This is a genomic window from Microcoleus sp. PH2017_28_MFU_U_A (genome assembly GCF_020738035.1).
Lineage (GTDB): Bacteria > Cyanobacteriota > Cyanobacteriia > Cyanobacteriales > Microcoleaceae > Microcoleus.
On the sequence record NZ_JAEQCX010000060.1, the window covers coordinates 18,043 to 31,562 of the forward strand.

Annotated in this window: 10 protein-coding genes; 6 read left to right on the top strand and 4 right to left on the bottom strand. The window is 42.4% G+C overall.

The window, feature by feature from the left end:
* The first annotated feature begins 44 nt into the window (after positions 1-44).
* On the top strand, positions 45-992 hold the full coding sequence (gene pheA, locus JGK14_RS15375) for a prephenate dehydratase (protein ID WP_293186435.1): 948 nt from the start codon (positions 45-47) through the stop codon (positions 990-992).
* A gap of 28 nt (positions 993-1,020) precedes the next feature.
* Positions 1,021-1,665 carry a pentapeptide repeat-containing protein gene (locus tag JGK14_RS15380; protein WP_293186437.1) on the top strand — a complete coding sequence of 215 codons (645 nt, stop codon included), beginning with the start codon at positions 1,021-1,023 and terminating at the stop codon, positions 1,663-1,665.
* A gap of 33 nt (positions 1,666-1,698) precedes the next feature.
* On the opposite strand, the gene JGK14_RS15385 is transcribed toward JGK14_RS15380, so the two are convergent.
* The 3 genes from JGK14_RS15385 to JGK14_RS15395 form a co-directional block, all read right to left on the bottom strand.
* Entirely contained in the window at positions 1,699-2,634 is a 936-nt protein-coding gene (locus JGK14_RS15385) for a PspA/IM30 family protein (protein ID WP_293197702.1), read from the bottom strand.
* Between the two features lie 216 nt (positions 2,635-2,850).
* Complete coding sequence (locus JGK14_RS15390; RefSeq protein WP_293213209.1) at positions 2,851-3,492, bottom strand: LON peptidase substrate-binding domain-containing protein; 642 nt, start codon at positions 3,490-3,492, stop codon at positions 2,851-2,853.
* 299 nt (positions 3,493-3,791) lie between these two features.
* Positions 3,792-7,352, bottom strand: coding sequence for an eIF2A-related protein (locus JGK14_RS15395; RefSeq protein WP_325315245.1), 3,561 nt, complete (start codon positions 7,350-7,352; stop codon positions 3,792-3,794).
* Between the two features lie 178 nt (positions 7,353-7,530).
* On the opposite strand from JGK14_RS15395, the gene JGK14_RS15400 reads away from it, so the two are divergent.
* The 4 genes from JGK14_RS15400 (at position 7,531) to JGK14_RS15415 (ending at position 12,810) form a co-directional block, all read left to right on the top strand.
* On the top strand, positions 7,531-9,834 hold the full coding sequence (locus JGK14_RS15400) for a hypothetical protein (RefSeq protein WP_293229736.1): 2,304 nt from the start codon (positions 7,531-7,533) through the stop codon (positions 9,832-9,834).
* 153 nt (positions 9,835-9,987) lie between these two features.
* Positions 9,988-10,161 carry a hypothetical protein gene (locus tag JGK14_RS15405; protein WP_293229739.1) on the top strand — a complete coding sequence of 58 codons (174 nt, stop codon included), beginning with the start codon at positions 9,988-9,990 and terminating at the stop codon, positions 10,159-10,161.
* Between the two features lie 148 nt (positions 10,162-10,309).
* The gene (locus tag JGK14_RS15410) at positions 10,310-10,981 is read left to right on the top strand and encodes a hypothetical protein (RefSeq protein ID WP_293229742.1); all 672 of its coding nucleotides are present in this window, start codon (positions 10,310-10,312) and stop codon (positions 10,979-10,981) included.
* 248 nt (positions 10,982-11,229) lie between these two features.
* Complete coding sequence (locus JGK14_RS15415) at positions 11,230-12,810, top strand: hypothetical protein (RefSeq protein WP_325315246.1); 1,581 nt, start codon at positions 11,230-11,232, stop codon at positions 12,808-12,810.
* 358 nt (positions 12,811-13,168) lie between these two features.
* On the opposite strand, the gene rpsJ is transcribed toward JGK14_RS15415, so the two are convergent.
* Complete coding sequence (rpsJ, locus tag JGK14_RS15420) at positions 13,169-13,486, bottom strand: 30S ribosomal protein S10 (RefSeq protein WP_442921454.1); 318 nt, start codon at positions 13,484-13,486, stop codon at positions 13,169-13,171.
* Positions 13,487-13,520: the final 34 nt, after the last annotated feature.

Below are 13,520 nucleotides of genomic sequence, written 5' to 3' on the forward strand. Positions count from 1 at the left end.
ATGAGAGTAAAGCAAACATTTGTAACGCAAAATTGCCGATTATTATGAAAATTTCCTTAGCAAAGCCCTCGAAGAGGATCGCACATCTCGGCCCTGTAGGTACCAATGCAGAAACAGCGGCTCAGGCTTATGTCAATTGGTTGAGCCGGGAAACTAACTCCGAATGTACCCTGTATCCTTATTCCACCATTTCTCAGGCACTAGAGGCATCTGCCTCCGGGCTGGTTGATTACTCAATTGTGCCGGTAGAAAATTCCATAGAAGGTAGCGTCACTGTCACCCTAGATACCCTGTGGCGGCTGGATGCACTGCGAATTAAACACGCCCTGGTTTTGCCGATTTCCCACGCACTGCTGTCAAATGCTCAAAATTTTAACCAGATTCAAAAAGTTTACTCTCACCCGCAAGCCCTAGCTCAGTGTCAATTGTGGTTGGCCGAGTTTATCCCACAGGCTCAGTTGATTCCGGCTAATTCAACGACGGAAGCGTTGCACTATCTAGAAGATAGCAGTATAGCGGCAATCTCTTCGCCAAGAGCCGCCGAACTCTACAAATTGCCCGTGCTAGCGAGCCCGATTAATGATTATCCCGACAATTACACTCGATTTTGGGTACTTGGCTCCGATGCAGGAAAATTAGGAAACTTCGCAGAATCCCACGAGTCATCAATGACATCCGGCACCACACTAGGGGCTAACTCGCACCTAGATTCAACTTCGGCGAATTGTACTCACACGTCACTAGCTTTTAGCGTACCTGCTAATATGCCCGGAACATTGGTAAAACCTTTGCAAGTATTTGCTAGTCGCGGTATTAACCTAAGTCGCATTGAATCTCGGCCGACTAAGCGATCGCTCGGAGAATATATCTTCTTTATGGACGTGGAAGCCGATGCTTGTTCTACATTAGTGCGATCGGCACTAGAAGAGTTAAAAAAACACACGGAAACTTTAAAAATCTTTGGTTGCTACACTGTACTGTCAGTAGTATGATTGTATTAATACTTAGGGGGCTAGCGAGATGAATGCTGATGAACTTCTCAAGCGATATGCAGCCGGAGAAAGAGATTTTCACGAATCCAACTTAATAGGTGCTTCCCTGTCACAAGCTTCCCTACTTCATATTTGCCTCGCCTGTGCCAATTTAAAGGACATAATTCTAGCTGAAGCAGACCTAAGTGGGGCTAACTTAATTGGTGCAAACCTCGAAAATGCTTGTCTGATCATGGCGGATCTGAATGGGGCAGATCTCAGGGGATCGAAGCTAACTCGTGCCAGATTAACAGGGGCTGAGCTGATTAATGCAAACCTGGAAAACGCCAACTTGGGAGACACGAAAATGATTGGTGTCAACTTAACCGGGGCAAACTTGTATAAAGCGAACTTGATGGAAGCCAACCTGATAGATGCTTGCTTAGATGAAGCCAATCTCGAAGGAGCAAATCTCAGTGAGGTAAAACTGCGGGGAGCAAGTCTCAGAAGAGCCAACTTGAGAGGAGCATTTTTGTCTGAAAGTAACCTTCAGGATGCGGATTTGAGAGAAGCTGATTTGCGCGGTGCTAATTTGAGCGGGGCATTTTTGTGCGGCGCTAACCGCGAAGGCGCTAAGTTAGATGAGGCTACAAATTTAAGCAGGGCAATTCAGTTTTGCATCAGACAAGTCTGAAATCAGGCAATATATCCGCACATAATCCGACAGCTAAGGACTAAAAAATATAGTATTCATTTGGCTAAAAGTGCAGTTAATTTGCTCCTGTACCTTAGAAAAATGAACCTGCATCTTTAGTATTTCTTTCTTAGAATTAGCTTCGGCAATCTTACTTTCCAAAGCTAGCAAGTTGCGATTGAGAGTTTCTACTCGTACAGTTTGGTCGTCTAAATCTATCTTCACTTTTGCTACCTTATCCAACTCTATTTGCTTGCGAACCCAGGCTTGTCGAACGGAGTTCTCATCGCCTTTCTGAAGAGCTAGCAAAGCTCGCTGCTGCCACTGATTGGCTTGGGATTCAGATTGATTGTACTGCCACTGAATCCGCAGTTGGGCTGAAATCGCGCTGCCAACAGCCTGACGAAGTTCTTTGAGAGGTTCCTGAATTTCTAAGATTAATAAATCCCAAAAATTCATCAGTTCGCTGGTAAAGCCTTCGCGTTCTACAGAGGCTACTAATGCTTCTAAGAGCAACAAATTGGGTTCCATCTGCTGCACAGTTGTCTCAAATATTAACTGTGCTTCTGATAACTGCCGATCGCCTTTTTCTGAGACTGTACTGGCTGAGTTCTTTAAGATTTTTTGAGTCCTGTCTGTCGCTGTTTCTGAATCTAAACTTGCAGGTACGAAGGCTTGTAATTTTTCGCGGGCGATCGCGCTCAGCCTTTCTCGCAGCAAATCGCAGGCCGCCCGCTGCACTGGCCCTGTTTCGCTTTGACAAATCTTGATGACTATTTTTAAGCCTGCATCGCCGTAATTGAAGGCTTCCTTTAGCGCTGCAATCCGATGTTCGCTGACTGAACTAGACAGTCGGTGTCTGACTCCTGCTAGTCCGCCGAGTACCACACCGCCCACCGGAGGCGGCAGTTGACCGCCTCTAACTGCATCGTATGGTTTCGGTTGGTCGAGATTTTGTGACACAAGCATCTAATTTTGGAACGGGCAAGATGCCCGTTCCACAGAAAAATTTACTTTTGTGGAACGGGCATCTTGCCCGTTCCTAGATATTTTTGTAAAAGGTCTATTAATTCTCAATTATTTAATCTCCAATGCGAAAATTTCAAATCGAAAATAGTATGATTTGTCTGTAAATTTGGCTTGAATGCAGGCAAAGTCGATCGTACTTTTTGCCTGCCTTATTGACTACTTGAGCGTATCTTTGAGTACAGTCCTTGCTGCCAAGTGATTGCGAGTGGAAGTTAAAATTTCGGTTTCGCGTTCCAATCTCGCAGCAGTATCTTGCAATTCTAAGAGAGTTTGCTGTTCTGTAGCTGCACCGTAAAGGTAGCTGGCTACCCAGTAGGATAGTTCTGTGGGCAAACTGGGAATGTCTTCCGGTAGGTCGATCGGCTGATCCATCAATTTGCTAGAGAGGCGAACTACATCGCGAAGCAGTTGTTCGACTTCTTTGCCCAAAGATCGGAGGTCTTTTTGTGGCGGTTCGTCTTCAATCCATTCTACTAAACCGACTAAATAGGGTTTTTCCCGAACAGCGTCGAGGACTCGGAACCGCTGCTGTCCGAGAGTCATGATTTTCATGCGATCGTCCGGGAGGCGCTGACAGTGAATGACTTCGGCGCAACAGCCAACGGCAGAGACTTTGTTTTGGTTCGGGTCCCACATGAGCACACCGAAACGGCGATCGCCCTCCAGAATCGTGTTCATCATAATTCGATAGCGAAACTCGAAAATTTGCAGTGGCAGCGGTCTACCTGGAAATAGAACCACTTCCGGCAAGGGAAATAAGGGGAGTTCGCGAACTGCTACAGAGGAGGAGGATGCCATTGTCGCTCAAAGGTGACGGTACTTGCGCTTCTTTTTCTTACTTTAACTGATTTGAGTAATTCCGGGCGGGGGTGAGGGGCGATCGCGGGAAAATTCGGTTAAATGCAAGTGTACCCAGTGCTGTCAGCTTGAAAACATCCGTCACCGGCGATCGGCAGCCGACCTAGGGGGATTTACAGTCCTGGACGCGATCGCGCTACATAATAGCTTGCCAAAATTTCCGATCGCCCGTTAAATCGGAGCAACGTAGGTTTAAGGATTAAAATAGAGTAGGTTTGCCTATTAACCTCAACATATCGCTAATTTCCTACTGCGCCTAATACTTTCAGCGTATCTTTGCGATCGTTAGTAATCCCAGTCACACCTGCAATATTCATTCCTTCATAAAGGCGTTCAGCTTTCAGCGTTTTAATATAGGTAAGTGTTTCAATATTCCACAGTTTAATTGTCTCATCTTCACTGCCACTTGCCAGCATTAATCCGTCAGCACTAAAAGCAACAGAGCGAACGGTATTTTTATGTTCTGTAAAAGTTTTGAGGCAAGCACCACTTTTTACATCCCATAGTTTGATCGTACAGTCATCACTGCCACTAGCAACAAGGCTGCTATTAGGACTAAACACAACCGATCTGATTGGCTGTCTGTGTCCTTCTAAAGTACGCAGACATTCATGCGTGTTACTATCCCATAATTTGATAGTGAGGTCATCACTTCCACTGGCGATAATTTTACCATCAGGACTCCAGGCAACTGCATACACTCCTTTTTGATGCTTTCCTATATCGAGTAGTTGTTTTGTTTGAATATTCCATATTTGTAAGATTGTAGCATCACTACCGATCGCTATATTCTCACCATCAGGACTGATAGCAAGCGATCGAATCCAATGTGGATGTTCGTAATTTTCCAAGCATTGACCCGTATTAGCATCCCATATTTTTATCCTGCAATCGTCACCAGTGCTAATCAGTCTTGTTCCTTCCGAATTGAAAGCTACTAAACAAATCCAATCTTTGTGCTTCTCTGAGAAATTTGAACATTTACGAGTAGCTAGATCCCATAACTGTACTCTCCCATCATTACCGCCACTGGCTATTTTTGTGCCTTGAGGATGAAATGCAACTGACTGAACGCGCTTTGTAGCTATACCCAGTATTTTGAATTTCTCTGTCTCGATATCCCACAGTTTTACTGTGCGATCGTCACTGCCGCTAACAACAGTTTTCCCATCAGGAGAAAAAGCAACTGACCAAACTCTTTGAGTATAGCCATAGATAGTTTTCAAAGATTCGCCTTTGCGGACATCCCACAATCTAACACTTTGATCGTCACTACCAGTAATTAAAGTTTCACCATTTGGACTAAAAGCTATTGTTCTAATTCGGCGATCGATTTCTGGTAAAGTGAGTAATAATTCACCCGTTTCAATGTTCCATAACTTGACAGTTAGATGGTCACCGCTAGCCAGAGTTTGACCGTCAGGACTAAAAGCAACTGACCACACTCTTCCATCATGTCCCAAAAATTCTTTGAGACAGTTACCAGTCTTAATATCCAACAATCTGACAAGTTTATCATCCGTACCTGTCGCTAGAGTTTCACCATCAGGACTAAAGTCGATCGATCGAACCTGATGCGAGAGGTTTTGCCAGGTATTCTGACATTCACCTGTATTAACATCCCATAATTTTACAGTTCGATCGGCACTCCCACTGGCTAAAGTTGTCCCTCGATCGTTGAAAGCAACTTTGACTACCCAGTAACTATGTGGTAGAGTTCGCAGAAATTGAGGAGAGTCAACATCATCCACATCCCACAATCTTACGGTGCGATCGGCATTATCACTAGCACTAGCCAATATCTTACCGTCATGACTAAAGGCTACTGACCAAACTCGATCGGTGTGTCCCTGTAATGTAGCAAGACATTGACCTGTATTAATATCCCATAACCTGACAGTGCGATCGTCACTCCCACTAGCTAAAATTTGTTTTTGAGGATGAAAGGCAACTGACCTTACCCAATTAGTATGATCTACACAAGTAGTTATGAGTTGACCATCCGCTCGCCAAATATAAATATTTTTATCTGCATCACCTGTTGCCCATAATTGACCATCATGACTAAATGCTACTGATAGAATGCTACCCAAAGGTTCAGAAAAAAAAGATTTAGATAAGTCAGAGTTGGCAAAATTAACCTGATGTAATTGAATTCCATGAAGATAGGCTTGAGAAATAGTTAAATCCGAAAAATCATAGTTTGTCAAATCGGTTTCTAGCTCGCACAAGATATTAAGAATATTACCTCCTAAATATCCAGGCGCTTTAGGCGATTGTTGTTGGCAATTGAAAATAATTTGTTTGAGTTTACTTTCGACATTTCTTTTCCCGCCAAGTTCCTGAAGCAATCTTTCCAGCAAAGGCGTGATAATTTGGCGAACTTGAGTTTCTCTAATATAGTCTTGGGATGTGGCTTTGCACAGAGAGTAGCTGTTCAAAAGTTCTATTTGCTCTGTTTTAATTTCTTGGCAAAGTTCATCTATTAGTCGATGGATAATGTATTCCTTCAATACGGGTAGCTGTGTATATCCCAATTCGGTATTTTTGATGAGCGATCGTCGCTTTAAAGACGCTAAACATTCGACTAATTCCTGTTGAGCTTCCCATAAAATAATATCTTCCTGTAATTCTTCGTCTGAAACTGGCTCATAATTAATTGCCACCCAGTACATAATTTGTTTTTCTGACAGAGATAGCCGTTCAAACTGACGTTCTAATAAATTGTTGATTTCAGTAAATTTTACTCTGCCTCTATTTAAATATCTTTTTACAAATCGAGATATGTCCCCTCTTAATGAAGAATCTCGAATATCTTGTGCTAGAACTTCTAAAGCAAAAGGATTACCTGCATAGTTTTCAATAACGTTTTTCCAGTCATCTTCTGATCCAGAGAATTCTCCAAATACAGTAAATATTTCTCGACCATATTCTACCTTCAAACCATCTAAATATAATGAACGTATATTTTGATTCTGTCTGGCTATCAATTCAATTGCTTCTGGTTTTTCTCGGCTGGTAATTACTAAACAGCTTTGATGAGATGATTGAGCTATTCGTTTTAGCAAATCACCATACCCTTGATATCCTTCCAGATATTGACCTATGTGGCTACCACTTTGAAGAATTGACTCTGCATTATCCAGTATGAACAAACAGCGTGAAGATTTTAAGTAATGAACCAGTCTGCCGATCTTCTCTTCTAAAGTTTCTGGTAGTGTAGTTTCTTGCTGATCAGACAAAAATTTGATTGCATCTGCTAGGATTTTTTCTACTGGTGGCGATGCCCCAAGACTTCGCCAGATTATATAGTCAAATTTATTTTGAATTTCTTTTGCTAATTCGATCGAGAGAGTAGTTTTACCTATACCTCCTTGACCTAGCAGAAAAATTAAGTGACATTTGTCCTTCAAAATCCATTTTTTTAATGTATCTAGTTCCTGAGTGCGCCCGTAGCAATAGGAGACAGTTGGTGCTGCTCCCCAGTCTTGGCTTGAAGATACAGCCAGAGTGGTTGACTGAGATGGATTATTATCGACAACTTCTTCCCAATTCAGACCCAAAACCTGGCAGAAAGCTTTGAAAGTATTGTTTTTAATAGGTGTTCCCTGCAAAAATCGTTTCCAAGTCCCTATTGATACAGCTAAATATGTTTCCTCTACGTTCTCCCAATCTCGATTAGGGTCAAGGATCTGACTGGCTTCTTCACGCCATATAGGGTCTTCTATTGCCCATCCCCTTTCTTCTCTAGCCTGTTTTATCCTAGCCAGTCCCCGAAGAGAAGCTTTAAGACTCTTCATATAACATTATACTCCCTGGTTGTCAAGCACAAATTTAGATCATTATACACCGAATCGAACTGATCTGCTTCTGTGCTGGAGTATTCATGGGACGGATGAGACAGTTAAGTCATAACTAAGGATTGCAAGATTCTTGGTAACGCCTCTCTCTACAAACAATCCAGGAGTAACATCAATTATGACATCCAATACTGTATTTGATTTTCTGAAAACGGCTGAAAGTGAGGAGAACTATATTACCTGTCCGGCTTGCGGCTCTCCCATTGGTATCAGAACTCAAGGCTATGAAATGATTTTGACTGATAACTTACGCTTAGAGTTAGATGGCAATATTGCGGCCCTACGGCTTTTCTTAGAAAGATTGGAAACTAAGTTAGAACAAAGAAACTTGTTATTAAAACCATCAACGGATGGTCGTTATCCATACGGGCAGGAAAGAAAGTTTTTTTCCGATGATAAAAGTGTTGATGCTGATGATGATGAAGAAAACAACGATGCAATTCAAAATAAACGAGAATTATCTCATCAAGGGATGTATCGAGGTATTTTAGGCAAAGATGCTGCGGAAGACTTTGTTCAGAAAAAGTTAGACTTTTTTGAGCAAATCAGAAATCATGATAAATTCCCACTCAAAACAGAAACTGACCAAGAACTTTTGGATCGAGAATGTAAATCTCTCCTGCGTGGTATAGAACCTCGTTCTTTAGTTGGGAATTTGATGGATTTGATTTTTGACCAAAGGAATGTCTTTGAATGGATGAAAAAACTTGAGAGCGAACCAAACAGAAAAAGGCTCAAAGAACTACTCAATGAAGTTTGTCCAACAATCCAATGGTACTTAAATAAGTTAGAGGAAATTCATGGTAAAAATAAAGATGATGAAGGATTACTCAAAGCTATTATTAGAGGGCAATTTGTTTTAGCGATAGTTCTGGGACACAACAGTAAAAAATGTGACATTTATGAACTAAAAACAATCTCTCTAGATAGTAATGTGCCATTTACCTTACCTCGGCAAACAATTATTTCATACCGTAATTTACTAGACATTCTTCACTCGGAAGTGGTGTTAGGTAATCCTAAACTGAGATTATCAGACAATTTGCAGAAAGAGTTAAAATCTAGTAAAGAGAAGTTGTTGAAGCAACAAAACGTACAACAAGCATCAAATATTTCCCCAAAGACTAATACGCTAAATAGCGAAGCTCTACTTGAAGAGTTTGTGAGAAAACTTGTCAAACAATGGGGTCGAGAAATTTATAAGCTAGTCAATTTTTCCTGTACAGGGCCTTCAGGAGATAATAATAAACGGTGCGGTTGGTATCCCAAAGAAAGCGAAACTCACTCAATTATCTTACTAGGAAGTCCGGGTACTGGCAAATCAAGTGTTTTACTCACAGGGTTAGTTTCTTTTTTCGATCACGTACAAGTTTTGGGAGCAACTGTAGCCCTTGATTTACCAGATGATCGACAACGATTGCAAGAGCTAGAAAAAGAGTATCGTAATGGGTCGATTCCTAAACCCACAAAAACAGGTACTAAAACCAGTATTAAACTTTCTGTGCAGTTTCCTGAAATTGGTTCAAATAATTTCGATAAAACTCACTTTGTCTTTACCGATATAGCGGGAGAAGATGTGGCGCGCAGTTTGACAGAAGAAGGTTCTCAACCTTGGGTACTGAGAATCCTGAAAAATGCTAATACAATTATCTTTTTCTTTGACTTATCGATTGAGCCTACTATTCGCGAAAAATTGACTAAAACTCGCAATGCAGAAATTTGGAAAGCTGTTGCGGAAAATTATGCGGTCGTCAATAAATCACGCGAGGGTAGAGCTACGGTCAATCAGTTATATCTTTTGGAACAAATCATCAGCGATCTAGAAACGCAAAGAGGTAATTTATCAGGGATAAATTTTATCTGCGTCATTCCAAAATCCGACCTCTATGCTAAAAAAGATGGAGAACAAGACCGATTGTTTTTGAACAGTTTCTACGAAAAGATGATCGGTCAAGGTATTTTTGTACCGTCAAATTTTGACAAACTGGATGATGAGTCTTTTGATGGATTCTGTTCGCTGGGAGGCACAGGTTATAACCCCAAGAGTAAAGACAATAAGGATACTTCTAGTAAGAAGAGTAAAGTTTTACAGCAAAAAGACATCGGTAGGATGATTTCTGATGAAGTGCGTAAGTGTTTATTAAATATGGGGAATGCTTTAGGGGAAGATGCTGTTCCTGCTTTCAAAGAATCCCTAAAACAGTTGGCAGAAGTTCGGTTAATGCAAAGGTTGGAAGCTCCTTTAGGGAAGGATTCTGTTTACTATTTAGCTGTTTCAGCACTTGGTAAGGATACATCAAAGATACAGCAGGATGGAAAAGATAAGATAGATGGTGTCTTTAACCAGAAATTATCTGAATATGTCTTTATTTTACCCATTGCTCTAGCAGTTGCAGATGAAATATCGAAGCAACAACCTTAGTTTTCGGGTAACATTTTACCCCCTCGTTGTCAAGCACAAACTCAGATCGTTATACAGGGAATCGAACTGATCTGTTTTTGTGCTGGCACGATTCTAGCTTCGGATGAGACAGTTGAGTCATAGCCAAAGATTGCAAGATTAAAGGAGGACAAAATGGCTCAATCAGACAAAGATAACTCCAATAAGCCCAAATGGCAGCAACGTTTGGAAGTAGTAGCATCGGTTGCTAGTGGTCTCGCTGCGATCGTAGCTGCGCTGAATGGAGTGGACACATACGTCCATCACCATCCCAATGGTTTGAATAATCACAACGATTGGAAGGCTTAAATAAAGTAACGAATCCCTTTTCAGCGTAAGCCTTCGCTGCCGGAGATGGTAAAGCTATTTTACAGCTTCGGCAGTTACCTTAATACCCCATTTTACCAATTCCCAACAGCTCTACTCTCTTATCAATCTAAAAACAGGAGCGATCGATATGAGCCTCAATAATAACATCGCACAGATGTTCAAAGATTTGGCAAACCTCGGCAGTAGTATGGAACGAGAACAACTGAAAAAACAAATTAAAGGTTACACGATAGATGAATGGAAAGGTGAACGCATACGGATGGTAGTAGCATCTGGGGGAATATCAGGTGCTTTAGGAGGCCCTATGGGGTTAGCAGCAATACCTGCGGATCTGGCCTGGTGTGGGAGAGTCAGTGCCTTGGGCTGTTTCGGGATTGGTCATATCAAAGGTGTTGATGTTGACTACGACGTAGATATGAATTTAATCATGTCTATTTGGACAGGGCTTGGAGAAGCCGCAAGTACCATTCCAGTCGGAAAAGTTGGTATTAAAGTTTGTAGCAAAGCAACACCGAAGATAGCTGCTAAGGTAGCCGGAGTTCTTGTTTCAAAAGTAGCTCTCAAAGGTGGATCTAAACTCGGAGCAAAATTAGCATCTAAAGCTGCATCTAAAGCTGCTGCAAAGTTAGTTGCGAAACTTATGGCAAAGACTGGTACAGCTTGGATTCCCTTGGTTGGTGGAATTGTTTCTGGAGGGGTTAACTGGTGGCTAGTGAGTGGGCTTTTAGAGGCTGCTGAACAGTATTACTCACACGAATATATAGTCTTGCGTGATGGCGAACTGGCTTCTGCTGCTTAGATTTTCTACTTTGCAGAGTATAGCTTATGGGTGCGTTATGCCATCTGCTAGCGCACCTTCGTTTGAATAGTTCACAAGAGGAGATTTCAATGAGAACCGAATCAAGAAGTCCTAATCGATTTCAATGACTCCGATGACTGGCGAACAGTAGATAATCCCAAAAATGGGAAAAAATCTGACATTTCAAAAGTCAGCAAAGTCAATTAACTTAATTCAGCGAAAATCTTCACATACATAAGGAGAAACCAATGGCAATTTCGATTTTTACCTCTAGCTCTAACTCTAACATTACTTCCTCATCAAACAATACCAGTCTCGGAGTCATGAATAGCAACCTATCGCTCAATAACTTTTCTAGTCTGCCAGGAATGGATGCAAGTTTATCCCTCGATATGTTTTCCAATATGAGCCCGGGAACCATGAACATGAGTACAACCATGAACGCCTTTGGGTCAATGTCTTCTAATCCTAATGGCGCTTCAGGAGTTAGTTTTAATATTTGGGGTAACAACGGTTCGATCGACCGTTCCGCACGGATCAATCCTGACGCACCAACTTATGTACTTATTCACGGCTGGCGTAATACCGGCGGAAATGCAGGCAACGGCTACAAGCCAGGGGATTGGCTGGCAGACCAAGCTCAAACTATACGCCAGCGAGAATCTCATGCAAATCTCGTCGTTGTTGACTGGGAAAAAGATGCTGGTAATGTCTTGTATTTCCCTTCTGCCGACAAAACACAGAATGTTGGCAATCAGCTATCTGCTTACTTGAAAAATAGCGGTGTAGATCCTAATTACACCACCTTAATCGGACACAGTTTAGGAGCTCACGTTGCTGGATTTGCAGCCTCTGCCTATCGCCAATCCACCGGAAAAGTGATTAATCAAATTGTGGGATTAGACCCCGCTGGCCCGGCATTTGAAGGTAAGGGTGCAGGCGATCGCCTCGACCCAACTGATGCTAATCGCGTCGTAGCTATTCATACCAGCCAGGTATTAGGTTACAACGATCGGCTAGGTACTCTCGATATTTATGCAAATAAAAAAGAATGGTACCAACCTGGACAAACTATCTTCCCGAAGAACTTTTTAGGTGGCAATCATACCTACGGTACTACCCTCTTCACAGAACTGCTCCAAGGCAACAGTTTTACTCAGTCTAACGGCTCTCTCCTAAATCTCAACACCGTATTCAACGCGGGATTTACTGGGGAAAACGATGCTAGCACTAAAAACAATAAAAGTATTGTTGCTCTCAATCTACCCGCTACCGCTAACAACGATAACCTGGCAGGTGGTGGAGCCAATGATAACATTAGTGGCGGTCTAGGAAACGACAAAATTACTGGCGGTGATGGTAATGATGCCCTCTTTGGGGATAGTGGCAACGATATCCTTAATGGTGGACGTGGTAACGATTCAGTGTTCGGCGGTACTGGCAACGAGCGCCTTTTTGGAGATAATGGCGACGACGTGCTGACGGGCGCAGATGCAGCAGCAGGAAGAGGTTTTGGCGAAATTGATCGCTTGACTGGTGGTGCTGGGCGCGATCGCTTTGTGCTAGGCGCTACTCAGGGAGCTTTCTACAGCGATAATAATATTAGCACCTCCGGTCTTAGCGATTTTGCGGTAATTACCGATTTCAATGCTTTAGAAGATACGATCCAACTGTCCGGCCCCAAGTCGAGGTATAGTCTGGGAGCGTCACCAACTGGTTTAGCTGTGGGTACAGCCATCTTCCTGAATGAAAGCCGTGCGGAACTAATTGCGATCGTTCAAGGTTCCACCAATCTCAACCTCAGCGCCAACTATTTTGTCAATGTCTAGTAGGACTTAAACAAACTGGGCTATATCTGGCTTCCACAAGTGGGGTTTATCTGCTTTTGCCCGCATTTGTTTTTGCTACTCGATCGCCCAAATTTTCATCAAACACAGTCCTGGACGCACTCATACCAAAGAAACCGGTTTTTTTACCTAATACCAAATCCGGGTTTCCAAACCCCTTTATTCTTCAATCGGCGCAGGCCGATTTTGTTTGTATAGACGCGGTTTCAACCGCCGAGTCATAACTCAGAATTTTCGTAAAAAAACCCGGTTTCTGACTATCCTTGCGTCCAAAATTGAAAAAAAAGGAACAATGTATTTTTCCATTGTTCCTTCTCTTGTTATTTCCCAAACTGTCAATCTACAGCTTGACTTCAATATCTACGCCGGCTGGCAAATCCAATTTCATCAAAGCGTCAATTGTTTTAGCAGAAGGCTGGTGAATGTCGATAATGCGACGGTGCGTGCGGGTTTCAAAGTGTTCGCGAGAATCTTTGTCTACGTGGGGCGATCGCAGCAAACAGTAAATCCGCCGTTTTGTGGGCAAGGGAATCGGACCGATCGCAGTAGCTGCTGTCCGATTTGCTGTATCTACAATCTTTTCACAAGATGCGTCGAGAATTCGGCGATCGAAAGCTTTGAGGCGAATGCGAATTTTTTGTTGTGGGATAGCTGCCATTTTGGTTTCTTTAATTTTCTAGGTTCTGTTTATT

Coding starts and splice junctions, on each gene's coding strand:
- pheA (WP_293186435.1), top strand. CDS start 45: ATGAAAATTTCCTTAGCAAAGCCCTCGAAGAGGATCGCACATCTCGGC.
- JGK14_RS15380 (WP_293186437.1), top strand. CDS start 1,021: ATGAATGCTGATGAACTTCTCAAGCGATATGCAGCCGGAGAAAGAGAT.
- JGK14_RS15385 (WP_293197702.1), bottom strand. CDS start 2,634: ATGCTTGTGTCACAAAATCTCGACCAACCGAAACCATACGATGCAGTT.
- JGK14_RS15390 (WP_293213209.1), bottom strand. CDS start 3,492: ATGGCATCCTCCTCCTCTGTAGCAGTTCGCGAACTCCCCTTATTTCCC.
- JGK14_RS15395 (WP_325315245.1), bottom strand. CDS start 7,352: ATGAAGAGTCTTAAAGCTTCTCTTCGGGGACTGGCTAGGATAAAACAG.
- JGK14_RS15400 (WP_293229736.1), top strand. CDS start 7,531: ATGACATCCAATACTGTATTTGATTTTCTGAAAACGGCTGAAAGTGAG.
- JGK14_RS15405 (WP_293229739.1), top strand. CDS start 9,988: ATGGCTCAATCAGACAAAGATAACTCCAATAAGCCCAAATGGCAGCAA.
- JGK14_RS15410 (WP_293229742.1), top strand. CDS start 10,310: ATGAGCCTCAATAATAACATCGCACAGATGTTCAAAGATTTGGCAAAC.
- JGK14_RS15415 (WP_325315246.1), top strand. CDS start 11,230: ATGGCAATTTCGATTTTTACCTCTAGCTCTAACTCTAACATTACTTCC.
- rpsJ (WP_442921454.1), bottom strand. CDS start 13,486: ATGGCAGCTATCCCACAACAAAAAATTCGCATTCGCCTCAAAGCTTTC.